General features: G+C 60.7%; 16 protein-coding genes. 9 read left to right on the top strand and 7 right to left on the bottom strand.

The features are described from left to right. Window positions 1-308: 308 nt before the first annotated feature. From FQ755_RS19725 to FQ755_RS19715, 3 genes are all read left to right on the top strand, one after another. Window positions 309-893: a TetR/AcrR family transcriptional regulator gene (locus FQ755_RS19725; RefSeq protein ID WP_144156481.1), complete on the top strand. Its 585-nt coding sequence runs from the start codon at window positions 309-311 to the stop codon at window positions 891-893. Window positions 894-1,011: 118 nt separating this feature from the next. Then, window positions 1,012-1,716: an SDR family oxidoreductase gene (locus FQ755_RS19720; protein WP_144156480.1), complete on the top strand. Its 705-nt coding sequence runs from the start codon at window positions 1,012-1,014 to the stop codon at window positions 1,714-1,716. Window positions 1,717-1,814: 98 nt separating this feature from the next. Continuing rightward, window positions 1,815-3,254 carry a S10 family peptidase gene (locus FQ755_RS19715; RefSeq protein WP_144156479.1) on the top strand — a complete coding sequence of 480 codons (1,440 nt, stop codon included), beginning with the start codon at window positions 1,815-1,817 and terminating at the stop codon, window positions 3,252-3,254. 67 nt (window positions 3,255-3,321) lie between these two features. Here the strand turns inward: FQ755_RS19715 and FQ755_RS19710 are convergent, their stop codons facing one another. Continuing rightward, complete coding sequence (locus FQ755_RS19710) at window positions 3,322-3,852, bottom strand: hypothetical protein (RefSeq protein ID WP_144156478.1); 531 nt, start codon at window positions 3,850-3,852, stop codon at window positions 3,322-3,324. 54 nt (window positions 3,853-3,906) lie between these two features. Continuing rightward, a complete protein-coding gene (locus FQ755_RS19705) occupies window positions 3,907-4,731 on the bottom strand; it encodes an MBL fold metallo-hydrolase (RefSeq protein WP_222105759.1) in 825 nt (274 codons plus the stop codon). Between the two features lie 402 nt (window positions 4,732-5,133). Between FQ755_RS19705 and FQ755_RS19695 the strand changes: the two genes are divergently transcribed. Beyond that, window positions 5,134-5,748 (top strand): TetR/AcrR family transcriptional regulator, encoded by a 615-nt coding sequence (locus FQ755_RS19695; RefSeq protein WP_144156476.1) that lies wholly within the window; start codon window positions 5,134-5,136, stop codon window positions 5,746-5,748. Between the two features lie 251 nt (window positions 5,749-5,999). Here FQ755_RS19695 and FQ755_RS19690 read toward each other — a convergent pair whose 3' ends face one another. After that, window positions 6,000-6,899, bottom strand: coding sequence for a LysR family transcriptional regulator (locus FQ755_RS19690; RefSeq protein ID WP_222105758.1), 900 nt, complete (start codon window positions 6,897-6,899; stop codon window positions 6,000-6,002). A gap of 116 nt (window positions 6,900-7,015) precedes the next feature. Here FQ755_RS19690 and FQ755_RS19685 point away from each other — a divergent pair, with 116 nt between their 5' ends. The 3 genes from FQ755_RS19685 to FQ755_RS19670 all read left to right on the top strand — a co-directional run bounded on the left by FQ755_RS19685 (window position 7,016) and on the right by FQ755_RS19670 (window position 11,930). Continuing rightward, window positions 7,016-7,570: a peroxidase-related enzyme gene (locus FQ755_RS19685; RefSeq protein WP_144157051.1), complete on the top strand. Its 555-nt coding sequence runs from the start codon at window positions 7,016-7,018 to the stop codon at window positions 7,568-7,570. Window positions 7,571-8,707: 1,137 nt separating this feature from the next. Continuing rightward, window positions 8,708-10,678 carry an ice-binding family protein gene (locus FQ755_RS19675; protein WP_144156475.1) on the top strand — a complete coding sequence of 657 codons (1,971 nt, stop codon included), beginning with the start codon at window positions 8,708-8,710 and terminating at the stop codon, window positions 10,676-10,678. Window positions 10,679-10,685: 7 nt separating this feature from the next. Beyond that, on the top strand, window positions 10,686-11,930 hold the full coding sequence (locus FQ755_RS19670; RefSeq protein WP_260858713.1) for an outer membrane beta-barrel protein: 1,245 nt from the start codon (window positions 10,686-10,688) through the stop codon (window positions 11,928-11,930). A 684-nt stretch (window positions 11,931-12,614) separates the two neighbouring features. Here FQ755_RS19670 and FQ755_RS19665 read toward each other — a convergent pair. After that, window positions 12,615-15,512, bottom strand: coding sequence for an autotransporter outer membrane beta-barrel domain-containing protein (locus FQ755_RS19665; RefSeq protein ID WP_260858712.1), 2,898 nt, complete (start codon window positions 15,510-15,512; stop codon window positions 12,615-12,617). 944 nt (window positions 15,513-16,456) lie between these two features. Between FQ755_RS19665 and FQ755_RS19660 the strand changes: the two genes are divergently transcribed. Then, window positions 16,457-17,095, top strand: coding sequence for a 2OG-Fe(II) oxygenase (locus FQ755_RS19660; RefSeq protein ID WP_144156474.1), 639 nt, complete (start codon window positions 16,457-16,459; stop codon window positions 17,093-17,095). Between the two features lie 74 nt (window positions 17,096-17,169). On the opposite strand, the gene FQ755_RS19655 is transcribed toward FQ755_RS19660, so the two are convergent. Further along, window positions 17,170-17,901 (bottom strand): YoaK family protein, encoded by a 732-nt coding sequence (locus FQ755_RS19655; protein ID WP_144156473.1) that lies wholly within the window; start codon window positions 17,899-17,901, stop codon window positions 17,170-17,172. 221 nt (window positions 17,902-18,122) lie between these two features. Here FQ755_RS19655 and FQ755_RS19650 point away from each other — a divergent pair, with 221 nt between their 5' ends. After that, entirely contained in the window at window positions 18,123-20,192 is a 2,070-nt protein-coding gene (locus FQ755_RS19650; protein WP_144156472.1) for an FUSC family protein, read from the top strand. A 50-nt stretch (window positions 20,193-20,242) separates the two neighbouring features. On the opposite strand, the gene FQ755_RS19645 is transcribed toward FQ755_RS19650, so the two are convergent. Beyond that, window positions 20,243-23,395: an EAL domain-containing protein gene (locus tag FQ755_RS19645; protein ID WP_186308596.1), complete on the bottom strand. Its 3,153-nt coding sequence runs from the start codon at window positions 23,393-23,395 to the stop codon at window positions 20,243-20,245. Between the two features lie 326 nt (window positions 23,396-23,721). Continuing rightward, entirely contained in the window at window positions 23,722-24,153 is a 432-nt protein-coding gene (locus FQ755_RS19640; protein WP_144156470.1) for a YybH family protein, read from the bottom strand. Window positions 24,154-24,173 lie beyond the last annotated feature (20 nt).

Here is a 24,173-nt window from a genome sequence, read left to right as displayed (position 1 = left end):
TAAAGACACGTCGGAGAGGCAAAATGATTGCCAACTGCAAGTGAGGTGTTTCTACCCCAACGAAGCTGACGAGCTACCGGAGTAGAACACCTGAACCGACGCGGGTATTCCAAAGAATTTGACGCTTTCACATGTTCGGCATGGCGCGGCGTCGTACATCGTTCTGGAAACTTTCCCAACCATCCGCTCCGCTCAAATGCTTATGCTGCGTGTGCGCCACTCGCGCGGCTCACCCAGAGCTTCAGATGTTCCTCGTCTGCGCAGGCGCATAATATGACGATCATAATATTTTGTGTTATTGTGTAGCCATGAACTCCAAATTTCCCGGCAAGAAAGCTCAATCCCGTCAGCGCATTCTGGACGCAGCCTCCAGAGCGGTGCGTCGTTCCGGCTTTCACGGCGTTGGCGTCGCCGAGGTGATGAAGGAGGCCGGCCTGACTCACGGCGGTTTCTATTCCCACTTCGCTTCAAGGGAGGCGTTGCTTGCGGAGGCGGTCGTCCATGCGAGCAGGGAGATCGGCGCAAGCATCACGGCGAATGTCGAGGCGCTCGCCAAACGCGGCCAAAGCGTCTTCAGCGCCTTTGTCGAGAGCTATCTCTCGGACAGCCAGATCAGCGACTGTGAGAACGGTTGCCCCGTTGCCGCGCTGTGTGGCGAAATAGCCAGTCAAGATGGCGAGGTTCTCGCTTCGTCTCGACGGATCGTCGCTAACCTGCACAGGCTCGTGCAACAGGCGTTGCCAGCGGGTACGAGCGTCGAAACGGCCTGGACGGTGGCCGGCACGCTGATCGGCGCAATGCAGCTAGCCCGTGCGCTAGGCGACAACAAGCAAGGGCGGGCGGTGCTGGCCGCCGCGAGAGCAGATCTCATCGCTCGCTACGACAACCCGTAATAGCTCGGAGAGGGGACGGAATATGCCATAGGGACTTAGAAGTCACGCCAGTTTGTTCGCTTTAAAATATTATGATCATCATATTTTATGCGCTATGCCAGCGCACAAGGAAAACAGCATGAAACTCAATAATTCTGTAGTGCTTATCACGGGTGCCAACCGCGGTTTGGGTCTTGAATTTGCAAAGCAGGCGCTCGAGCGGGGTGCAAAACGCGTTTACGCGGCCGCGCGGGATATCTCTTCTATCAAACTCGCGGGTGTTGTTCCTGTGAAGCTGGACGTGACCAAGCCAGAAGATGCGGCGGCGGCGGCCCTGAACTACCCGGATGTCACGATCCTGATCAATAACGCGGGCATTGCGCGTCCCGGCGCATTTGTGGCGGCAAACGCGCAGGAGAACTTGCGCGAACAACTGGAAACCAACGTATTTGGCATCCTGAACCTGAGCCAGGCGTTCGCTCCCGTTCTTGCACGCAACGGCGGAGGCGCGATCCTCAATGTGCTGTCGCTTTTGAGCTGGGTGAACACACCGATGATCGCCGCGTATGGCGTGTCGAAAGCCGCCGCCTGGGGACTTACTAACGGCTTGCGTCACGAGCTGCGCGCTCAAAACACGCAAGTCGTCGGGCTCCACGCCGGTTTTATCGACACCGATTTGACGCGCGGCATCGATGTCCCGAAGGCCACGCCAGCGGATGTTATCCGGCAAGCGCTTGACGCGATCGAGGCTAACGCCGAGGAGGTCTTCGTCGATGAGCCTTCGCGTCAGGTTCATCAAAACCTGTCGTCCTCTGTCTACCTCAAGGATGTCATAGCAGGTTAAACTCCGAAACGTTAATCGCGCTCACCGGATCATTACGGCTCAAAGAAGCCTTCCATGAAAGAATCTATCGAACGACCTCACGATGATGGGAGACTGCTTTGAGCCTTGTCGAATCTCGGTGTGATGAACCCTACCGGGTTGAAAGCGAGCATGTGAGCGTCATTGGTGGCCGCGCCGTGAGATACGTCTGCGTCGTAGAACGAACCATCGTTTTCGGGCCCAGTGAGGACATCCGGGCCAGTGTCGTCTCTACCAGTTATTTTCTTGCCGGCGATTCGGCGCGCCCTGTTGTTTTCGTCTTCAATGGCGGTCCCGCCTCAGCGTCATTGTGGTTACACCTTGGTCTCGTCGGCCCACGACGCCTGAATCTCGATGGAGACGATGGCCAAGGGGTGCATCCCGCGACGGTGCCGCCTTTTCAGATCGTCGATAACGCGGAAAGTTTGCTTGATGTCGCGGACATTGTGGTCTACGACCCTCCCGATACAGGCTATAGCCGGACACTGGGTGATGGCGCACATGCGTTTCACAGCGTGGACGCGGACGCGAAAGCGACTGTTGAATTCATTCGAGACTGGATCACCCGGCACCGTCGTTGGAACGCACCGAGGTATCTACTGGGTGAAAGTTACGGCTCCATACGTGCCGCCGCTGTTGCAAACCTCCTTGCCGGCGGCCTGACAACCACTGGAAGGCTCGAGGCGATTTCGCTGAACGGCGTTATCCTGTTGGGACAGGCAATGGATCAGTCGCAAGGCGGCGCAGACCTGGGCTCACTGACAAGCCTGACAGCAATGGCAAGCGTCGCCAGATACCATGGTGCTGTTACAGGCGCCGCCGGTAGCCTTGAGCAATATGTGGCGCAAGTACGGCGCTTCGTTGCTGAAGACTATATTCTCGCGCTCTATGCAGGCGCCACACTTGACGTCGCTGAACGTCACCGCATTGCGACGCGTCTCTCCGAACTGACCGGCTTGCCGTCCGCTCTCGTACTTGAGAAAAACCTGCGTATCGATCCGAGGGATTTCATCCGCGAACTGCTGCGGGATCGCGGACTGCATGTCGGTCTCTACGACGGACGTTATCGCCTCCCGAGACTCGCGGCAGGAGATGACCTGGTAGCCGACGACCCCGCCATGGGCCAGTACGCGCCGGCGTTCGTTGCAGCAGCAAATGACTATTTCTACCGGGAACTCGGCGTGGACATTCCGCTGCAGTACGAGGCTGTCAACTTCCGGGACGCGTATAGGCAGTGGGACTACGGCAACGGACCAGGTGCGCCTGCGAGCACGAACTTCGCCCTCCAGCTCGCTAAAGCCATGCGCAGAAACCCGTCGATGAAGCTATTCGTCGGATGTGGGTACTACGACCTTGCCACGCCAATGGGGAATGCGGAATACACCATATCGCATGCGGGGATCGACATGGACCGTGTGCAGTTCCGCTATTACGAATCCGGACACATGCCGTATCTGGGTATAGAGAGTCGGCGTGCCGTCGCCGCGGATTTGCGGCAATTCGTGTGCCCGGACGATTGAGCGCATAAAAAGCCTTACAGAATGGGGCGAAAACACGCTCGACATCGCGGCGCCCCCTCTGCGCGGCTCAACCCGTTTGCTTGGGCACCGGCGGAACCGGCAGGATGATTTCCGACGCGATTTGCCAATCCTGACCGATCTTCAGCCAGTCGATGATCAACAGAAAAGGTTTTGGTGTGCCGTCCTGTCCGGCATAAGAAACGGTGATGTTCAGGGGTGCATAAGATTCCGCGACCTCATGCGTCAGCTCGACCACCTTCAGTTTCTCGTAGTCCGGCTTGAGCACCACCGGCCCAGAGGCCGCGATGTCATGTAGCTTCCTGTCGATCGCTTCGTTTCCCCAGAATCCGGCCCAGTTGCCTTCGGATGGCACTGCGCTCTTCGCAACCAGTAATGCTGACGGCGACTGCCAGAACATGTCGTTAATAGCGGCAATGTCGTGGCGGTTGGCGAGATCCATCAGGTGATGGAAGCGCGTCTTGACCGTTTCGAGTGTCTGAGCGTCGACGGGGCCGGGTGGCGCAGGATCAGCCAGCGCAGCGGATGTGTTTAGGGTAGCGGCAAAAAAAAAGGCCGCCGCGAGCAAGGCGTTTTTCATGGCAGGGTCCTCATGATGGTGTGTCGGGATGGTGCCGGGCAAGAGCGGTGTTCGTCAGAGGCTTTTTTTGGCCGCGTTGGCGGCACCCCACAGCGAGCCGGGGTTGGCTCGATCCGGATGGCGTTCGAGCATCGCGTCGTAAAGTTCGCGTGCGGTTGATGTCGTCGCGGCCAGCGCATCGAAATCGCGCAGATAGCGCCGGGTTTCGTCGATGATGCGCGGGTGGTCGTCGTTCTCGGGCCTCTTGTGTCCCGCAATCACTGCCTCGGGCTTCAGAGCTTCGAGCCTGTCGAGCGTGGCGATCCACTCGCGCCGGCTGTGGGCATCGGTCTCGCCCAGGTACGGGTGAATACCGTTGTAGACGACATCGCCGCCGACAAGCAGTCCTATCGAAGGTACGTGCAGGCAGGTGGACTGCTCTGTATCGGTGTGCCCGGTGTTGACGGCGACGAGCCTATGCCCCTCGAGTTCGAGTTCGCTATCTTCGAGCCGCTCGGCGACCAGCAGGCGATCGGGAATCTCGCCGGGGAAGAGCCGGCGCCAGAAACCGTCGAGCATGGCGGGTGCTAGCTGGCGTTGCATCGCTTCGACGATCTCTTGCGTCGCGAATGCTCTGGCCTGCGGGAACCGCTCGAGCAAGGGTGCGAGGCCGAAGAAATGGTCGCCGTGTCCGTGCGTGATGTAGATCGCTTTCAGATTTTTGCCGCTTGCCTTGACCCAGTCCACGAGCAGCTGGGATTGCTCGACGGTGAGCAAAGTGTCGACTAGCACGGCGTCCGTTTCGCCGTAGATCAGGGTCGTGGAATTCGCGACCCAGGTGAGTGCTTCCTTGCCTGGGGGAAGGTCGCGCGTGAGGCCGGGCCGTTTGATCGCGAGCACGTCCCATTTAAGTGGAGGCGGTGAGGTGTGGGTTGGGGTCATTGCTGTGCTCCTTCGTTAGTGGCGGTGTGCATGCAGAGGGCCGTAAAGCCGGGTTAGCAAACGCGAACTGCTCGAGGCCATGTTCACGCGTGCCGGCGAAGCCATGCGCCACCGTGATAGCCAGGTGCGGGCCGTCGGCTTCGGGAACGAAAGCGACGTTGTGAGCTCGACCCTAAATTCGGTAGGAATCCTTACATTTAGCTTTTCAATCACGTTCTGCCTCTTCGTGGTTGGCTACGGTCGCTTATTGAAGCCTGGCAACCCGGATCAAGCGGTGAGCGCTCATGCTTGACAGGCCAGATCATCGCGACGACAATTAAAGAATGACCGGTCGTCTGCAATTAGTCAAGGGGTATATGCATGGAAAATTCCAAAGCCCGGCGGGGCCCGAAACCGAAGCCCGACACGCGCAATAACCTGATCCACGCGGGACTGCGGTTGATGCATGCCGAGGGCTATTCGGCCTCGGGAATCCAGGGCGTCGTCGAAGCGGCGGGCGTGCCCAAGGGTTCGTTCTATACGTATTTTGAAAGCAAGGAGGCGTTCGGCAACGAGGTGCTCGATGCGTATTCGGCGCAGGGGCAGGCAAAGTTGCGCTCTGCGCTGGAGAATGCCGCGATGTCGCCGCTGGCGCGGCTCGAAGGCTATTTCGACGACCGGATCGAGGTGTTCAGGGCGGCTGGTTTTTCGCGCGGGTGCCTGCTCGGCAACTTCAGTGCGGAAGCTGCGGATCACAGCGCACTGATACGGCAGCATCTTGCGGCGCACTTTAGATCATGGAGCGCGCTATTCCAAACGTGCATCGCTGAGGGGCAGGCGCGGGGAGAGATCGCGGACAGGATTCCCGCCAGGACGCTGGCCGATTTCGTACTGAACAGTTGGGAAGGTGCCTTGCTACGGATGCGAGCCGAAAAAAGTAAAACCCCCTTGGTCGAGTTCAAGGAGATTGTGTTCGGCAGAGTTTTGACACCATGACCGTATGGCTTTACGGAACATGGCAACTGGCCCTTGACGCAACACCGCGAGCAAATTGCGGCGATGCTCGCGCGCATCGCTTACCCCCGTCGTGTCACTGCACATCAACCTGCACATAAGCCTCGGCGCGAACGGCGCCTTAGGCGCCAAGATCGTCAAACAGCTTGATGATCCAAATGCACCGGCCTCAAGCGCCGCTGTGATATCCGCACGCTGATCCAGAAGTTCCGATGCGAGCGGGCGCCGAGCGTTCAGATCGAAGCGATACGGGCTTCGATGCGTGGTGACATGAAGTCGAGGAAGGCACGTAGTTTGAGCGGCAAGGGCGCTTGTCCTGCATGCACGAGATGGATGGGCATGGCGGGCGGCTCGAATCGATCCAGCACAATGTGTAATCTGCCGTCGCGCACGGCACTTGCGACCTGGTAGGAGAGAACTCGGGTCAGTCCGACATTCAGCGCCGCTGCATCAATTGCGGCCTCTGCCGTGTTCGTTGTCAGTCGGGCATGAATTGGCACCTGGTGCTCCGATTTTCCCGCGGAGAAGCGCCACGTGCGCGGCGAAGTGAGCCCGTCGAAATTGACACATGAATGAAGCGCCAGGTCTTCTGGTACCGCTGGCGTGCCAGACGATGCCAGATAAGCAGGACTACCGCATACGACGAGACGTATCTCGCCCACGCGCCTCGCGACCTGCGTGCTGTCCGGTAGCTGGCCAATGCGGACCGCGACGTCGATATGTTCTTCCGGGAGATTGATATTGCGATCCGTCAGAAACAGACGAACGTCGATTTCCGGGTAACGCCCCAGAAAATCCGCCAGGACGGGAACGACGTGCAGGCGCCCGAAGACCACCGGAGCAGTGACCACAAGGCTCCCCCTGGGGGCGGCGTATTCGCCCGTCGCGGCGCGCTCCACCTCGCCAAGCTCTTCGAGAATTCGGCGGCACGATGCGACATATGATTCACCCGCCTCGGTGGGTGAAAGCTGCCGGGTCGTGCGATGCAGAAGACGGGTTTTCAGGTGCGATTCCAGTTCGCGGACCTTGCGGCTGACCGTTGCCAGTGGCATGTCAAGCCGGCGCGAGGCAGCCGACAGGCTACCCCCGTCGACCACGGCAATCAGGATGGACATTGCTTCGAACCGGTCCACGATCCTCTCAGTCTCTGGAAGAAAGATTCCCGATCTTATCGGATTCCCGCGTATCAGTGGAACAGATAGCATGTCTCCAGCTGTTCACCCCAAACATTTCTGGAAAGGAGAGTGCCATGTCTTCCCGTATTTCCACGCCGGCTAGCGTCGCGGACGCCCCTGCGGCATCGCGACCGCTGCTCGACGCGGTCAACAAGCAACTGGGCGTCGTTCCCAACCTGTTCCGCATGGTCGGCACCAGTCCTGCTGCGCTCGAAGGTTATCTCAGTCTTTCCGGCGCGCTCGGCAAAGGTTCTCTATCGGCCAAGACACGTGAACGTATCGCGATCGCCGTTGCCCAGGTGAACGGCTGCGACTACTGCCTGTCGGCGCATGCGTACCTCGCGAAGAACCTCGCGAAGCTCGACGACGCGGAGATTGCCGCCAATCGCAACGGCGGCTCAAACGACCCCAAGGCGGCTCCGGCTGTCCTTTTTGCGAAGAAGGTGGCGGAGGCTCGCGGTCACGTGACGGACGCAGATTTCAGCGCCGTCAAGGCGGCAGGTTACAGCGATGCCGAAGTAATTGAAATTGTTCAGAACGTTGCACTTAACGTCTGGACAAACTACATCAACGTCATCGCCGGTACCGAGATCGACTTTCCGGTTGTACGTACTTCCGAGGCAGCCTGAAGTTTGCCAGGCTGGGGCTCGCGCTCCGGCCTGTTTTCGCCTCTTGTCGGAGGCCCGCCATGCCCTATGGTTTTCTCGACATCGCGGTGACGCCCGTTGTCCGAGACTGGATGATCCTTCGTCCAGCATCGGGGTGGCCGGCGGGGCTTTTTTCAGGTCGTTAGCCTGGGTGTTAGGATCGTGCCGCCTGTTCCCGATGGACTACGCGCGTCGCTCCGTCTACAGATCTATATGCATGTCGAAACCGTGTTGCTGGACGCCGATCCGGCGCTGACCGGGCGCGTCGTCGTGCCCGGTTATAAGGCGGCCCCGAGCGTGTCTTTCGACTGCGGCTGGAGACGTCTGACTGGAGCTGCCCGCGCAGCACATCACGCCGCGTTTCACGGCGCGGGAGATCACTGATGCCGTGGATCCGCTGCTTGACCATTTGGTTTTGCGTCCAATGCAAAGGCAGCAAGGTTGCTGACGGCAAGACAGCAGCATTAAGAATGCAGCCCGTTCTCTGATTAAAGAGTGCGTACCGGACATTATTCGAGTCCGGTCCCGGCACCATCAACCTCTCCGATGACCTCCGAAGTTGCCCAAAAAACCGTTTTAATCTTCGGCTCTACGGGGTTTTTGTTTTTTTCTCACCCATCGTTATCCGATGCCGTCCGACTAAATCCGAAGGATTTGACGGTTCATTTGTTGATATCTCATAGATTTCGGTTGGCACTTTTATGTCGCTAACCGATTTCGCTGTTCGCAGCGCCAAGCCCACTTATAAGCCACCATCTGTAGCTGCCAGATCGGGGCCAAATCATTAGGATACCTACTGTGTCGCCGAAGCGGTACCAGTACGCGTATTTCCGGATGTAGCCTCACCTCGCTCGCATGACTGCACCGACTACATCCTCGCTGACAAAGAACTCGTGCGGTTCAAGTCACGAGCCACCGGTGCGGCGTTGCGGAATTACACGGTTAGACCAAAATACAGGTTGCTGATTTTTTTGAAATTAGAAAATAAAGCTATACATAACCTTTTCTTAAGACGATACTCCGGCTGTAATTTGTAAAATTATTACGGACCAAAATTACTTTAAATGATCGAATCGGTCATTAATTCCGATTAAGGTTTGGATAAATAGAAAAGGGAATATGACTCAATTCAATCGTTATTCCAGGCTTATGACATGGTTGCTCGTGTCAGTGTTCAGCATTTTGCTGGCGGCCTGCGGCGGGGGCAACGGGGGACAGGACCAGATCCTGGGAAGTGGCGGCGTGGCGCCGGCGGCTGCCCCGCCCACCGTAACGGCGGTATCGCCGGCCAATAACGCAACGGGCATTGCGATCAGCCTGCAGCAGATCACCGCCGCCTTCAGCGAGCCGATGGCTCCGTTTGGCGGAGCTGCCACCTTTGCGGTGACCTGCGCTGCGCCTTGCGCCAACCCAACCGGCACGGTATCGCTGGACGCGAGCGGCAGGAACGCCACGTTCTCTCTTGCGCCGGGAAAGCTGCTCGCAGTCTCCACCCTTTACACCGTTACCATCACCGGCGCCAAAAGCCAGACAGGCGGCGTCGCCCTGGCCAGTCCCTTCGTGTGGAGTTTCACCACCGGGGCGACGCAGGATACGACGCGGCCCCGCGTGAGCTTGACCTCTCCGGCGACGAGCATCCCTGGTCCCACCGGGGGCGTACCGACCAACACGGGGATCAGCGCGGTCTTTACCAAAGATATAGCGCCCGCTAGCATCAATGCCTCCAGCTTTACGCTGACCTGCGCGGCACCCTGTACTTCTCCGGCAGGGGTAGTGAGCTACGCAGTCGGTCCGCTTACCGCGACCTTCACGCCGGCGGCGGCGCTGGCAGCCAACACCACCTATACGGCGACCCTCACCACCGCCGTCACGGACACGTCGGGTAATGCCCTGGCGGGCAACCAGGCTGCGCTGCCTGCGGCCAGCAACTATATCTGGACCTTTACCACCGGTGCCACGGCTGCTCCGCCGGGCAATATCTCGGTGCTTTCGGTCAGTCCGCTCACAGGCGCCGCGGGGGTGTGTCCGGATGCGGCCATCAACGCAACCTTCGGCCTGCCAGCCGGCTTGCGGCTTGACCCCACCACGGTCAATGCGTCCAACTTTACCGTGACGGGTCCCGGCACGACGCCGGTTGTAGCGGCCTCGATCACGCTCGACACGGCAACCGGCCAGATTGCGTCCTTTACGCCGTTGACACCGCTGGTTGACGGTGTGACCTATACCGCCACCATCAAGGGCGGCGCCACTGGGGTAGCGAGTCTGGCAGTGCCGGCCAATACGCTCACTGGCAATTTCACCTGGACCTTTACCGCCGGTCCTGCGACGGGCGCCTGTCTCGCGCCGGTCTCGCTGGGAAGCGCCGCGCCGTTCGGAACCTATGGCGGATCGGCAGGCATGACCAACCAGGGCACGCTGACGGTAATCAACGGGGACATCGGCACCACGGCTGTTTCCACCGCCGTGACCGGTTTCAACGATGCAGGACCCGGTTGCATCTATACCGAAACGCCGCTCAATATCGGTACAGTCAACGGCCTGATCGATACCGCCGCGCCGCCGCCTACCTCTGCCTGTCCTTCGGAGGGTAACGCGGCCACGTCTGCGATCGCCGCCCAGGCCTCAATCGACGCGACGGCTGCCTATAACGCACTGGTCGCGTTGCCGGGTGGCCCTGACCCGGGTGCGGGCAACCTCGCGAATCTGGTGCTGGCGCCCGGTGTCTATACCGCTGCGGGTGGCTCGTTCGGGTTGACGGGTGGTCCCCTGACGCTCGATGCGCAGGGCAACGCGAATGCCGTCTGGGTCTTCCAGATGGCCACCACGCTCACCGTGGGCGGCCCAGGCAGTCCGCAAAGCGTCATCCTGGTCAACGGGGCGCAGGCCAAGAACGTCTTCTGGCAGGTGGGCACGGCTGCCACGCTCAACGCAGCCGGGGGCGGTACGGTGGCCGGTACGATCATCAGCCGCAGCGGCGTGGTGGTCTCGACCGCCGGCAACAATTCGGTCGTTACGGTAAACGGCCGGCTGATTTCACTGGGGGCGTCGGTGACGCTGGTGAATACGGTGATCAACGTACCCGCGCAATAAAAACTAGTTGCCGCTTCACTTCCACCAGCCTGCAGGCTCGCTCGGATCGAGCGGGCCTGCAGGTTTATCGCCTGTTCGATACCGCCTGCTGGCGGTTAGGGATAGCGCCTCAATGCTCCTGGAGAAAATCTTGAAATCACTCACCAACGCGGGGAAAAATGCCCTGCTCGGGTTCGCCGTCATTGCCAGCCCCTGTGCCATGGCGCAGGATTCAGGCTGGTATGTCGGCGGCAATGTCGGCGAGTCGCACGCCAGGATCGACGATGCGCGAATCACCGGAGGCTTGCAGGGCGCGGGATTCGGCACGACCTCGATAAGCGACGATCGGAACGAATTCGGCTTCAAGGTTTTCGGCGGTTACCAGTTCAACAGGTATTTCGCGCTCGAAGGCGGCTATTTCAATATGGGGAAATTCAGCTTCAAGGCCAATACGGTACCGGCCGGGACGCTGGACGGCAGTCTGAAACTTCAGGGCGGCGACGTCGATGCGATCGGCCTGTTGCCGATTACCAAGCAGTTCTCGCTGTTCGGCCGGGTGGGACTGACCTACGCCGACGCCACGGACTCGTTCAACGGCACGGGAGCTGTCCACCCGCTTGACCCGAGTCCCAGCAAACGTGAATTCAACTACAAACTGGGGCTCGGCGCCCAGTACCAGATCACGCCGTCGTTGGCGTTGCGTGCCGAAGTGGAACGCTATCGCATCGACGATGCAGTCGGCAACAAAGGCGATATCGATCTCGTTTCGGTTGGCCTGCTTTACCGCTTTGGTCAAAAAGCGCAGACGATTGCCGCTCCCGCGCCCGAACCTGTCGGCCCAGTGGCCGAAGCGCCCGAGTCCGTCGTCGAGACGCCGCCCCCGCCCCCGCAACAGCTGACGTTCTCAGCGGACTCGCTGTTCGACTTTGGCCAGGCGACCATCAAGCCCGCCGGTCGCGAAGCGCTCGACCGGTTCGCGGCGCAGCTGCGCGGCAACAGCTTCGACACCGTCAGGGTGACCGGGCATACCGACCGGATCGGCTCACATGCTTACAACCTCGACCTGTCGCAGCGCCGGGCCGAAGCCGTCAAGGCCGAACTGGTCGAATCGTCGGGCATTCCCGCGAGCAAGATCGAGGCTCGCGGCGTCGACGGTGCCGATCCCGTGACCACACCCGGCGCATGCCCGGGCAATCGGGCCACTCCGAAATTGATTGCCTGCCTGCAGCCTGATCGTCGTGTCGAAGTCGAGGTTGTCGCTACACGGCCGTGACAAAACGGGGTGCGAAGTGGATGTCATGACGAATCCAGTTCGCGCCCGTGAGGCGCCTACACGTGGGCGCGCAAGCGGTCGATCCGCAGCGGGCAGCAGGGGAATTCAAACGGTGACGTGATGACGTGAACGGATCCCGGCTTGACTCTGGTCGACCGAACGCATCGGTAGGCGCGAGCTTGCCGACGAGATCACGCACGTGATGTCTCGGCAAGAACTGATTGCCTTCATCGAGCCGAGACAAGCTCTTGCTTATAACTGGAGTACCAGACCTCAAACATCGCCGCTGTGAGCGGTCTGGCTATGAGATAGCCTTGAGCCTCGTCGCTTTCTTATCTCTGTCTGAGGATCAATACGGCGAACGGCATTGTGGGAATAGAAGCTCGATACCGAACTGTTTTCAAGCGCGATCGACGTAAGCAATGCCTTCTTCGCGTAAGCGGACTGCCCGGTCATGCACGCGTCGAAGCTATGTAACGCGCGTTCACTGATATCGTCCCGTAACTTCTCAACCAGCCCGCTTTCCTGCAAACGGCCCGATGCCGCCCCGCACCGAATGACCGCTACTGTGTGCTGATCCGCTGCTCGCGCCCAACCATTTAAATCCGAATCGTAGGCGGCCCATATCGCAATACCGCAAGCTCCCGTCGACGTGGTTGCAGGATATGACTGCCTGGAACGCGGTCACCAGGTGTAGCGGAATCCAATGTCGCCCTGGACTCCCTGACGCCGCCCGCCATCGGTTCCCCCGACGGCGAACTGATATCCGCCCTGAGCATAGAGGCTCAGGCGAAGATTGATCCTTGCGGTAATGCCGGCGGCAAACTCCAGCCTGGTAGCTTCTTCCTCTAGTGGCACCTGATCGGTGCCGAAGAGGGACGTCGCGCTTCCACCCCAGTCGTGCCAGAGATTGACGCGTCCATAGGGCTGCCATACCTTGCCGTTGTCCTGATCGATCGTCCATTGACCGCGCAGGCCGAGCCGTCCCGTTGTGCCCGTGGTCGTTCCGAGACCGATCGCGCCCAGACCATCGTTCGCCTCGCTGAAGCTGACACGTTGCCAGATCACCTGAATCTGCGGTTCGAGCACGAATTGGGGGCCCAGCGGCAGCGATACCGGGTAGCCGGCCTCCAGCGAAGTCAGGAAACCATTGCCGTTGGTCGATAGCCTCGCGGACTGGGTTGTGGCCGTGCCTTGATATGACGTCCCCTGGAACACCGCGTCGAGATACCAGCCACTGGGACCGTAGTGTGTCCAGTAGGCGCCGCCGGAGTAGGCATCGAGATCCAGCTTGCCGGTGCGGGTCAGCAGGTAGGCAGTGGCGGTTGCGTTGGTCACGAGCCCATCTACGTCGAGATTGCTGTTGCCGTAGGCGAAGTAGACGCCGGCGACGTCGCGATGGCCTGGAATGAAGCTGCCGCGCCACACGTCGACCCCAGCTTGCACGCCGAACAGCTGGCCGCTCGTGCGAGGATCGGCGAACGCCGCGTAATGGTTGTCGATCTGTTGGCCGAAGAAGCGGCCCCAGACGGAATGTCCCCAACCCTCGGCGTCAGGGCCGGCGTTTTGGGTCGTCAACGTGTCGCCGATGCGTTCATGCAGCGTGCCAAGCATGGTGAGTCCCATCTGCCGGGCAGTCGGTTGTACGACCCCGTAGGTCGCAAGCTCCGGTCCGATGATCGGATAGGTGTTGCCTGGCTCGAGCTGACTGTGCGGGGGATCGACCGGAAACGGCGGGACGGCCGGTACCAGCTGCTCGGGTACTTTCGGTGGCCCGGGTGTTGTCGGCGGCTCCGGTTGTCCCGGTGGCGTCGTCGGTGGCGTTGTGGGCGGCGTTGTCGGTGGCGGTGGCGCTGACCCGCCTGGCACTTCCGGTTCCGGAGCGATGAAGCTCGAGCGGAGAAACCAGTCGTTGGGGCTGTTGCCTGCAACGCCGCCGTGGAATAAAAAGTAGTCGAAGGCGCCAGCGCGTAAGCGGTTGACCAGAGTGAACGCATCCGGCGTCGTCGTGGCGCCGTTGAGCGTCTGCACCACCTGGATACCGTTGGCCAGCGTCTCGGCACCCGGGCCGGTGGTGTTGCGGATCGTGAGGCCCGTCGTACCCGTTGCAGCGCCGCCATTCACGATCAGCCTGTCTGACGCAGAGCCATCGGCGCCGAGATACGTGTTTAGCGTAATTGCGCTGCCCGAGCCGGTATAGCTGCCTGTAGTGACGGTCTTGTAGCTGGCAGCAAGGGTCGGGTCGCCGGTCGGCGCGGCGAACTGGATGGTGCTGGCGTTGCTGGTCAGGCTGGTCATGTTGGAGTTGCCGGTGACTGTCCACTCGGTAGCGTCGTGCAGCGTCACGGCGTTCGTGACGCCAGACCCCGTAGTGATCGCGCCGCTCAGCGTCGAGGCGCCCGCGTCGAAGGTCGTTGTCGATGGCGACCCGGTAGCGCTGAGCAGCACACCATTGTTGTCCGTGATCGTTGATCCGGACACCATAATGTTTGCGTCAGCGCCATTCACGTGCAGCGAGTCGGCGGCGGAACTGACGGTCGTGCCATTGAGTTGAAGCGTATTGACGGGACCGGACGCGCCGTTGACCAGCACTCCGAAGGTTCCGCTACCCGACGCGGTCACTGTAGCGCCGCTGATCGCGAGCGTGCCGCCGCCTTGCACGGTGCCGGCTGATGACTGGTTTGCCGTTACGCTGATGGGTACGTTTACCGCCGTGATGGTCGCGCCCTGCGCCATCAACGCGGTTTCGCCACTCGTCCCGTTTAGCGTGACAGAGCCGCCGCTCAATGCGACGTTGCTGTTGCCGGCAGACTTCACCGCAACGTTGCCGCCTGAGCCCGACACGCTGATAGCGACACCGTTGCCCGTAAACGTACTGCCGTTCTCCGACAGCACCGCGATGTTACCGCCGCCAGCGGATGACAGGTTCAGTGCGCCGCCCGTCAACGCGATGTTTCCGCCGTTATTGCTGTGCGCGACGTTATCTCCGCCTCCGCCCGCCCCGGTCACGGTGACGTTGGCGCCGGTAATCTGGCTGCCGGCGCCGTCGGCCAGCAGGCCCGTTCCGCCACCGCCGCCAGGCGCGAATGCAATATTGGCGCTATTCAGGAAGGTGATGTGGCCTCCAGCCGTTGCTCTCGCGGCGCTGTTCCCGCCTCCGGAAGGAAGGGTCATATTGAGGCTGTCTGCCGTGATCTGGCTGGACACGCCGGTCGCGAACAGGCCGACCAGGCCGCCGCCGTTCGGCGCGGTAATGGCGGGCGGTCCGGCAACATCATCCCGGCCGAGGCTGACCGACGCGCCACCCGAGGCGGTCACCGCCACGCCATACGGCACGGATAACGTAACGCCTGCCGCCGTAGTCGTGCTGCTGCCCGACGCAGTAATGCGGTTGGCGGGAGGGACGACGGTACAGTTTCCGGCGGTATTGACGACGCCGCCCTGTCCGTCGGGAGCGCACGCCGCCTGCGCCGCGGACACGTTGCCTGCGATCACTAACGAGGCGAGCAGGTTGTGCAAAATCCATCCGACGTCATGCTGCGCGAGATGACGATTGCCTTTTGCGGACGTCCTGATAATCACATTGCCTGGTCGCATCATGTGCCCCGACAAAGCATCCTGATTTCAGTTTTGTCGATGACTGCGCTTTATGCAACATCTAGTAATAATTTTATTTGTGCGGCTTCCGCGGACCTAAAACCGAGACCGCCCCGTTGTTGCTGAGATGACAGATCTGCCATCGCGGCCGCGGCCCCACTGGCCGCGAGAATCAGCCGGATGCGACGGTGGCGCTCTGGATCGGAATATAGAACGGACGATCAACCGACATCGGTATCAGTGAAAGACAGTGATGGGTCGCGTGCTGTCGGTCGATGTCTGAGGTGGTCCGGCGTTTTCATGCCAATTGCATGAGGCAGTGACGAGGCGCACTCATCGATAACGGACCGGAGGCGGGACGGGATACCAGCGCCATGTGGGTGACAGGGGTAGCCTTTCCCGGGATGCGGAGGAGGTCGGGACGTCGTCGAAGCGCTGGACGTGGTGCGCGAATTATCCCATTCGGACGACCAGAAACATGACACCGTCAGCAGGTGCCAGAGTGACAGCAGGCGCACGCATGCTCCCCAGTTGAGGAGGAGTCCAAAGTAGTCGAGTTTGTTGTTGGTATTTTGATAGAACAGACCAGGAGTTCAGCAATATAGGGGTTGTGGATGCATCCGAATCCGGTCGCCCCACCAAATACATTTCAAGCGACCTCAACCGTTCACAATGCAACTGCGCAAGATAAAGCTGAGCAGGGCTTTTGTTTGCTGTACCCTCCGATGGTTCATCACCGATAACGGCCCCCTTGAACTCAACACTCGGGAGGGGTAACGAAGCGCCACTGTCCTAACTCCGGCTCAAATAGTCCAACTTCGTCGCAGTTCGCATTCCCACCTTCATCAGGGTAAAAGCCTGCCTCGCTCATCTCCTTCGGGGCGACACAGTTCTAGTCCCCACCACCACGTTCGTTCGAAGGAACAGCAGTGAACCTCGCCCCCTCGTCGACGCATTCCAGTGCGCCCGCAGACGAAGCCTATCGACGCATCCTGGATGCCCTTCATGACCACGGCTGGTCGGAACAGGACAATTTTCTTGCGCCGGATTTGACGCTATCGCTCGCGCTGGAATGCGCGACGCTGGCGGCGGCCGGCACGCTCGCATGGGCGCGCATCAGCCAGGGCGCGGCGCGGTCGCGGCAGCCTGAGATACGTGGCGACCGGATTTCCTGGCTGGAAGCGGGGCAGTCCGAAGCCTGCGACCGGTATCTCGCGATCATGGAAACGCTGCGCATCGCGTTGAATCGCGGTCTATTTCTCGGACTCGAGGAATACGAAAGCCATTTCGCGTTCTACGCGCCGGGCGATTCGTATCTGCAACACCGCGATCAGTTTCGCCACGACGACAGCCGCACTGTGTCGGTCGTCATCTATCTGAATGCGGACTGGCTGCCCGAGCATGGCGGCGAATTGCGCCTGCATCCCGAGGGGCTGGACATACGGGACATCTCGCCGGTCGGCAGCCGGATCGCGGTATTTTTATCCGCGGATATGCTGCATGAGGTTTTGCCCGCGACACGCGACCGCCTGTCGCTCGCTGGCTGGTTTAGACGCCGCGCGCAATAACGTCGCTGTTCATGCGCTCGCACGTGGCGCGAGCTTCAGTGCCGCCACCGGGCCCAGCGGTCTAACGGCGGAAATCACAAATGGCCGGCTGGCGGAACCGCAGGGATTTGACGTCGAAACACACTCGGCAGAGCGACCAGCGCCAACAGTCCGGCCGCGACGAATAACAGAAGAGCGCCCAGCACCTTGTACGCGATCACGCCCAGAATGCCGCCTACGCAGAACGCCAGCACGGTCACGCCATGCAGCCTGAGCCTTTCGACGTGTCCTGCACGGCCCGCTGGCCGCTCTCCGCGCGTCAGCATCGTGATCAGAAGGCCAATGCCGATGCCGATATCGGTGGACATCCCCGAGATGTGCGTGGTGCGAACCCGCCAATTGGAGATGCGCGTCACCACGGCGTTCTGAAAACCCATCAACGCGCTCAGTCCGATGACCAGCACGATTCCCCGGCTGTGATCGAGCAGATCGACGACGGCGAGCACCAGCAATAGCATCGCTTCCGACAGGATACTGAGGGCGAAAATCCGCGCGATGCCGCGGCGCAGCCCCAGTTCCACGGTGATGGTCGCGAGCGTCGCACCGAGGATGAAGGCAACGGGGAGCAGCAGATAAACCGTGCCGCTGAACAGGTCGCCCAGCGCGATCCGGTCTGCGCCGGTCGACACGTTGCCGGTCATGTTGGCGGAGAAAAATCCCAGCGAATAGAATCCGGCGGTGTTGAGTGCGCCTGCTATGAACGCGAGGCTATAGGCGAGACGGTGATCCAGTGTGGCGGGTCGATCTGTTCCGTGATGAATCAGCATGGCTTGTATCCGCGTAAGGTTCTCTGCCCAAAGATGTGGCCTGACGAGCCCCCCTATATTACTGAAATATTGCGGTTCTCCGTTGGCGACGCGGCGGCGAGCGGCTAATCTGTTGCCGCAACCCGGCGCATTTCGGTAAAACACCGCACACTATGGCCCGTGCCGCCGCAATCCAGGCGTCGCAGCCGGACGCGAAACTGATCTCCCCAGCCATTTCTCCAATGAATTTCCCTTCTCTGCGCGACTGGATTTTTTCGCTAAAGACCTTTCTCGCAGGCATGCTCGCGCTTTACATCGCGTTCTACTTCGATCTTCCCAGGCCATATTGGGCGCTGGCATCGGTGTACATCGTGTCGAACCCGTTTGTCGGCGCGACCCGTTCGAAGGCGCTGTATCGCGTGCTTGGCACCGCGCTGGGCGCGGTTGCCTCGGTCGCCCTCGTGCCGCCTTTCGCGGAAACGCCCTATCTGCTGAGCGCACTGATCGCGCTGTGGACCGGCGTATTCGTCTACATTTCCATCTCGACGCGAGCTGCGCGCAATTATGTTTTCCTGCTCGCCAGTTACTCGCTCTCCGTGATTGCGTTGCCGGCCTTGTCGAATCCCCTGAGCATTTTCGATGTGGCGGTGGCGCGAACCGAGGAAATCACGCTGGGGATCGTTTGCGCAAGCATTGTCGGCAGCGTGTTGTTTCCGAGCCGGCTTGCACCGACGCTGATCGAGCGCACGGATTCATGGTTCCGCGACGCCGCGCTCTACGCCAAGGAATCGCTGGCGGGGCAGGTAGCGGGCGCGCTCGTATCGGGTAGCCGGCAGAGGATGGCGTCGAGTGTGCGCGGCTTCGAATTCCTACTAAGCCAGTTGGCCTACGACCATGTCAGCCCGGCAATTCTCGCCCGCAGCGATGAACTGCAGGGCCGGATGCAACTGATACTGCCCATCGCCGGGGCGCTCGCCGATGTACTCGCGGCCGCGCGGAAGTCGGCCTGGGGAATGCCCGCGGGCTTCGATGAACTGCTGCGCGATATCGGACGCTGGATGGACGCGCCGCTTGGCGAAGACCCCGAGCGCGAAGCGCCGCTGCTGCGCAAGCGCATTGCGCAACTCGACCCGGGTCCCGATGACCTGACGACATGGCAAGCGGCGTTGCTATCCGGCGCGCTTTGGCGCATGCGGCAACTGGTCGATCTTTGGGTGGATTGCCGGACTTTACGCCTTAACATCGTGCAGCGGACCGGAACCTGGCGGCCGCGCTTTCGGCATTGGCGGCTTGGCGCGCAGCACGCATTTCTCGATCAGGGCCTGGCCTTGTTCTCCGCCGCCTCTGCAGCCGCGGTTATTTTTGTTTCGTCGTGCATATGGATTGCGTCCGGATGGCAGGACGGCGCGGCGGCGGTATCGTTGGGCGCGATTGGCGTGTGCTTTTTCGCCGCGTTGGATGAACCGGTCCCGATGATGCTCACGTTCCTGAAGTGCGCGACGATGGGCGTGGTCATTTCGGCGTTCTATCTGTTCGTGGTGTTGCCGAGCGGCCAGGACTTTCCTCTGCTGGTGATCTTCTTCGCGGTCCTGTTCGTTCCGCTTGGGCTCCTGATGCCGCGTCCGAAATGGGCCCTGATATCCACGCTCGTCGCGCTGACCACCGCCACCTTTCTCGGCATCGACAACGCCTACGACGCCAACATCCTGAACTTCCTGAACGCCAATCTCGCGGGCCTGGCCGGCGTGATTTTCGCTTCGGTAATGACGGGCGTTCTTCGTCCATTCGGCGCGGATGCAGCGGCGGCGCGGCTGACCCGCTCGAGCTGGAGGGATGTCGTGTTAAGCGGCACGCCTCTATCCATGGATCAGCAGCGCAATCTGAACGCGCGCATGCTCGACCGGCTCGTGCAGCTCATCCCGCGCGTGGCGCCAAGCGACGATGACCGGCATCCGTCCACCGCGAGCCTGCGTGATATGCGCATTGCGCTCAACACGCTCGACCTGCGCAGACTCGCCGGCAAGTTTTCTGGAGAACTGTCGACGGTCCTGAATCATCTGCTCGACGAAGTGCGGCTGCACTACGAACGATGCCTTGAATCGGGCTCGCGCCAAAACGTACCGCCGACGCTTGCGGCAAACATCGATGCAGCCATGGCGCGGATCATGACCGACTTCGCTATCGCGCCCGGTGCGCCCGGCTACCGGCGGCACAAAGGCGCGCTGCATGCACTGGTCGGACTTCGGCTGTCGCTATTCCCTGGCGCCTCTCCTGCTGATTCACCTGGCGTATTGCCTGGCGAGGCCGGCTAACCGTTGTGGACTGAAAAGCCAACGTGAAAAGCCAACGTGAAAACCCGCATTCAACCGGCAGGCGCATTCAAAACCGCAGGCTGAAACGGCGCGGTCTCGTTTGGCATCCGAAGCATTTCCGAAAGCCGCTCGCCGGTGATAGCGGGGCTGTACAGGAATCCCTGCGCTTCGGTACAGCCATGCTCGATCAGGAAGTGCCTGTGAACATCGAGTTCGACGCCTTCCGCCAGCACGTCGAATTTCAGCGCCTTGGCGATGCCGATGACGGCCAGCGTCAACGCTTCATAATCCTCGTCGGTGCCGATCTCGCGCACGAAGGCCCGGTCGATCTTGATGCGGTCGACGCTAAAGCGCTTCAGATAGCTAAGACTCGAATAGCCCGTGCCGAAATCGTCGATGGCGATTTTGACGCCCAGGCTGCGTAGCTCACGCAGGGTGCGCGCCACGTGGTCCGCATTGCGCATGAGCGCGCCTTCGGTGACTTCGAGTTCAAGGCTATCCGCGGACAGCCGCGCTTCGAGCAAGGCGCTCTTGACGATTTTCACGAGGTCCGAGCGTTCGAGCTGTAGCGGCGACACATTCACCGAGACCCGGACGGGCGGCAATCCCTGGTCAAGCCACGAGCGAGCCTGATGACAGGCCGTGCGCAACACCCATTCGCCGATGATCTGGATCATTCCGCTTTCCTCGGCAATCGGAATGAAGGTGGCGGGGGAGACGGCGCCCAACTCCGGATCGTTCCAGCGCAGCAAAGCCTCGGCGCCGAATACGCGGCCGGTCAGCATATCGATCTGCGGCTGATAAGCGAGTTGCAGTGCCTGGGCTTTGACCGCGCGCCGCAATTGCGTCGAAAGTTGCAGGCGGGCGGCAGCGGCGGCATTCAGTTCGGCGCGGTAAAACTTGTAGCCATTGCGTCCGTGCGCCTTGGCCAGGTACATGGCGGCGTCGGCGTTGCGCAGCAAGGTGTCCACGTCCGCGCCATCCTGCGGATAGGTGCTGACGCCGATACTCGCTTCGACGTAAAGCTCGGACGCACCCATATAGAAGGGCTCGGACATGGCGGCGATGAGGCGGTCGAGCATCGGCACCAGTTGTTGGGCATTGGAGCGTTCGGCCACGATAATGAATTCGTCGCCGCCGTAGCGGGCCACCAGATCCGTGGCGCGCACGAGACGCTGCAGGCGCCTGGCAACCTTGGCGAGCAGGGCGTCGCCAATCCGATGCCCGAGCGAATCGTTGACTTCCTTGAAGCGGTCGAGGTCGAGGAACAGGACGGACACATGACTTTTGGTGCTGGAAGCTCGCGAGATCGCTTCCAGAAGCCGTTCGTCCAGCAGCGTGCGGTTAGGGAGTTCCGTCAACGCGTCGTATTTCGCCTGATGCTCGAGCCGCTGTTGATATTCCACCAGCGGGGAAACGTCGGTCATCACGCCGATGTGATGCGTAACGCTGCCATCGTCATTGCGCACCGGAGCGACCAGGATGTTGTTCCAGAAGCGCCGGCCGTCCTTGCTGGTGCATAGCAGGGTCGCGTTGGCGTCCGTGTCGTCGGCCAGGGCGCGCCGCACCGGTTCCCATTTCTCGGGCTCGCCGTTCAGGCGAAAGAGTGTCTCGCAGTCGGCGTTCAGGACATCGGCCTGCCCGTATCCGGTGATCCGTTCGAATGCCGCGTTGGCGAACATGATGACGTGGCCGCCGGCGCGCACTTCCGCGATGATGATGCCGTTGCTGCTCGCTTCCAGCGCGCGGCCCTGCAAACGCAGCGCCACTTCGGCCTGACGGCGCTGGGTGATGTTTTCATACGCACGCAGTACGCCGGTCACGGCGCCGCTCTGGTCTTCCAGTGGCAGCTTGGTTTCCGAAATCCACACCTTCGAGCCGTCAGCGGCGATGGCTTCGCGTTCCAGATGCTTCCATGTGAGTTCGCCGGCCATCACGCGAATATCTTCGGCCCGTACCGCGCGCGGGTCGTCGCCCCATTTGAGGTCGCTGTCGCTCAGGCCAATCAGTTCATGCCGTGACGAGAGTCCCGCGTCGCGCGCGTAGATTTCGTTGCCGCCCACATAGCGGTGGTTCGCATCTTTCCACGCGATGCCCTGTGGAATGTGGTCGAGTACGTACTCCAGTGTCTGCTTCGATTTGAACAGTTCGGCTTGCGCCAGCGTGACGAGCGTCACGTCGACCATCACCGAAAGCGTCACACGATGCCCTTCGTCTTCCAGACTCAGGTGGTGAACGTCCATCCACAGACGTTCGCCGTCTTTGGTCAAATACATCCAGACGCCAAGTGAACGGGTGACCTCGTCGCCGCTTTCGGTGTGCTTCGCCATAACGGCGTCGAAACGAAGCCGATCGGCTTCAGGACGCACTTCGCCTAACGACATGTGATGCAATTCGGTTTCCGAGTAGCCGAATTTGCGTTGCGCCGCCCGGTTCGACACGATGATGGCCGACGTTGCGTCATCGAATACCCAGAGCGGCAGCGGATGTTCGTCGAAGAATCGTTGATACTTCGCGCGCGCCCGGTCGGCTTGCCGCAGCGCGACGCGCAGTCTTTGCGCAATGCGCGAGTTGCGATAGATCAGCGCGAGCAGCACGGCCGCTGCGGTCAAGCCGCAGAGAAGCAACGCTGTAGAGAACGACTTCGCGTCCGTCGACGATTTGCTGATGGCCGTATCGACGGTCGCATCCGCCTGCATCCGGACTTCGACGGCGTGTTCGAGCGCGCTATAGAAATACGCGTCGATTTCGCTGAGCGCAGCGTCACCCAGGCCGACGCTGCCGGGATGCTGGGTCGCGCGTGCCGCGAGGGCGCTGCTGCGTTCGCCGAGCAGACGGATCATCCCGTCCAGATCGTCGAGTTGCGACAGACAGGTGGCGCTGCGTTTGCAGGCGTCGCGCGCGTCGCTGGTCAGTGCGAGCAGGCCGATGCGCGGAAAGACGTAGGCAGGGCGTCGATAGAACGGCTTGGTGCTGATGAGCGTATAGAGTTCGCCGTGCTCATCGAGCATCATCTGCTGGACCTGATCGAGGTCGCGCTTGAGACGGCTGGATGACTGCAGCGTTCTGAGTGCGCTGTTCTGCTCCTCGGTCTGGCGTAGTGCAATGATCGTATTGGTGGCAATGGCCGCCAGGATGAGCACGACGGCCAGTATGGAAAGCGCGCGCCGTCGCACGTCTTTGGGAAATTCCCGCTCCTCCATGTTCGAATTCTTTTCCGGGAGAGGGCGGCGAACTCGCTTGAACTTCATCTTGAACATAGGTCGTCCCGAATCACTGCCCGTTGGCCATGCTGACGCATTCTCTCGCGGAATACGTTTCATTTGTGCAGAACGCGGCAAGGCGACTTGATTACGGCAATCGGACCCGATTGTTTAGTGAAGTTTTTGTGACAGCGTGCCGGTTGCTCCGCTGTTCTACTGGAGATAACGCGGTCATACGGGCCGAACGTCGCATCGAAAACGTTTGCTATGCGATGTTCAAAGCGTTGATGTTCAAAGCCTCGATGTTCAAGCCGATATCTCGCGCGCTATTCGTGCTTGAAGATGGCCTTCGTGGTCTCGAAGTCGATGGGCGCCGAGGTGTGCTCGTGAAAGACTTTCCAGCCGTCGGCCTTTAGCCTGAGCGTGAGGGTCATGCGATTGTCCAGCGAGCGCAACACGACGCCATTCGCAGTCACGCCCTTGTACGTGACGAAGACGTGAACCACGGCGAGTTCCTGCGCGACGACCGATTCCGGCTGGTTGAATTCCACCACGACACGCTCGGTACCTAACGAGCTAAACCAGCCGGCCGCCATCTCCCGCCAGGATGCCAGGCCGCGATAGGCCCACGTTCCCCACATGTCGAAGACGGTGAGGTCCTCGTCATATAGCGCGACGAAGGCGTCGACGTCTTTGGCGAATACCGCCGCCTGATAGTCCTTTAGAACCTGGAGAATGGGATTGCCGGTCGTGTCCACTGTGCTTCTCCTCGATCAGA

Source organism: Paraburkholderia sp. BCC1885 (assembly GCF_900996235.1).
In the GTDB taxonomy this organism is placed as follows: Bacteria; Pseudomonadota; Gammaproteobacteria; order Burkholderiales; family Burkholderiaceae; genus Paraburkholderia.
This window is presented reverse-complemented; position numbering and strand designations above follow the sequence as displayed.

Excerpts from the sequence above, each read along its gene's own strand:
- FQ755_RS19725 (WP_144156481.1), top strand. The coding sequence starts at position 309 with ATGAACTCCAAATTTCCCGGCAAGAAAGCTCAATCCCGTCAGCGCATT.
- FQ755_RS19720 (WP_144156480.1), top strand. The coding sequence starts at position 1,012 with ATGAAACTCAATAATTCTGTAGTGCTTATCACGGGTGCCAACCGCGGT.
- FQ755_RS19710 (WP_144156478.1), bottom strand. The coding sequence starts at position 3,852 with ATGAAAAACGCCTTGCTCGCGGCGGCCTTTTTTTTTGCCGCTACCCTA.
- FQ755_RS19695 (WP_144156476.1), top strand. The coding sequence starts at position 5,134 with ATGGAAAATTCCAAAGCCCGGCGGGGCCCGAAACCGAAGCCCGACACG.
- FQ755_RS19685 (WP_144157051.1), top strand. The coding sequence starts at position 7,016 with ATGTCTTCCCGTATTTCCACGCCGGCTAGCGTCGCGGACGCCCCTGCG.
- FQ755_RS19675 (WP_144156475.1), top strand. The coding sequence starts at position 8,708 with ATGACTCAATTCAATCGTTATTCCAGGCTTATGACATGGTTGCTCGTG.
- FQ755_RS19655 (WP_144156473.1), bottom strand. The coding sequence starts at position 17,901 with ATGCTGATTCATCACGGAACAGATCGACCCGCCACACTGGATCACCGT.
- FQ755_RS19650 (WP_144156472.1), top strand. The coding sequence starts at position 18,123 with ATGAATTTCCCTTCTCTGCGCGACTGGATTTTTTCGCTAAAGACCTTT.
- FQ755_RS19645 (WP_186308596.1), bottom strand. The coding sequence starts at position 23,395 with ATGGAGGAGCGGGAATTTCCCAAAGACGTGCGACGGCGCGCGCTTTCC.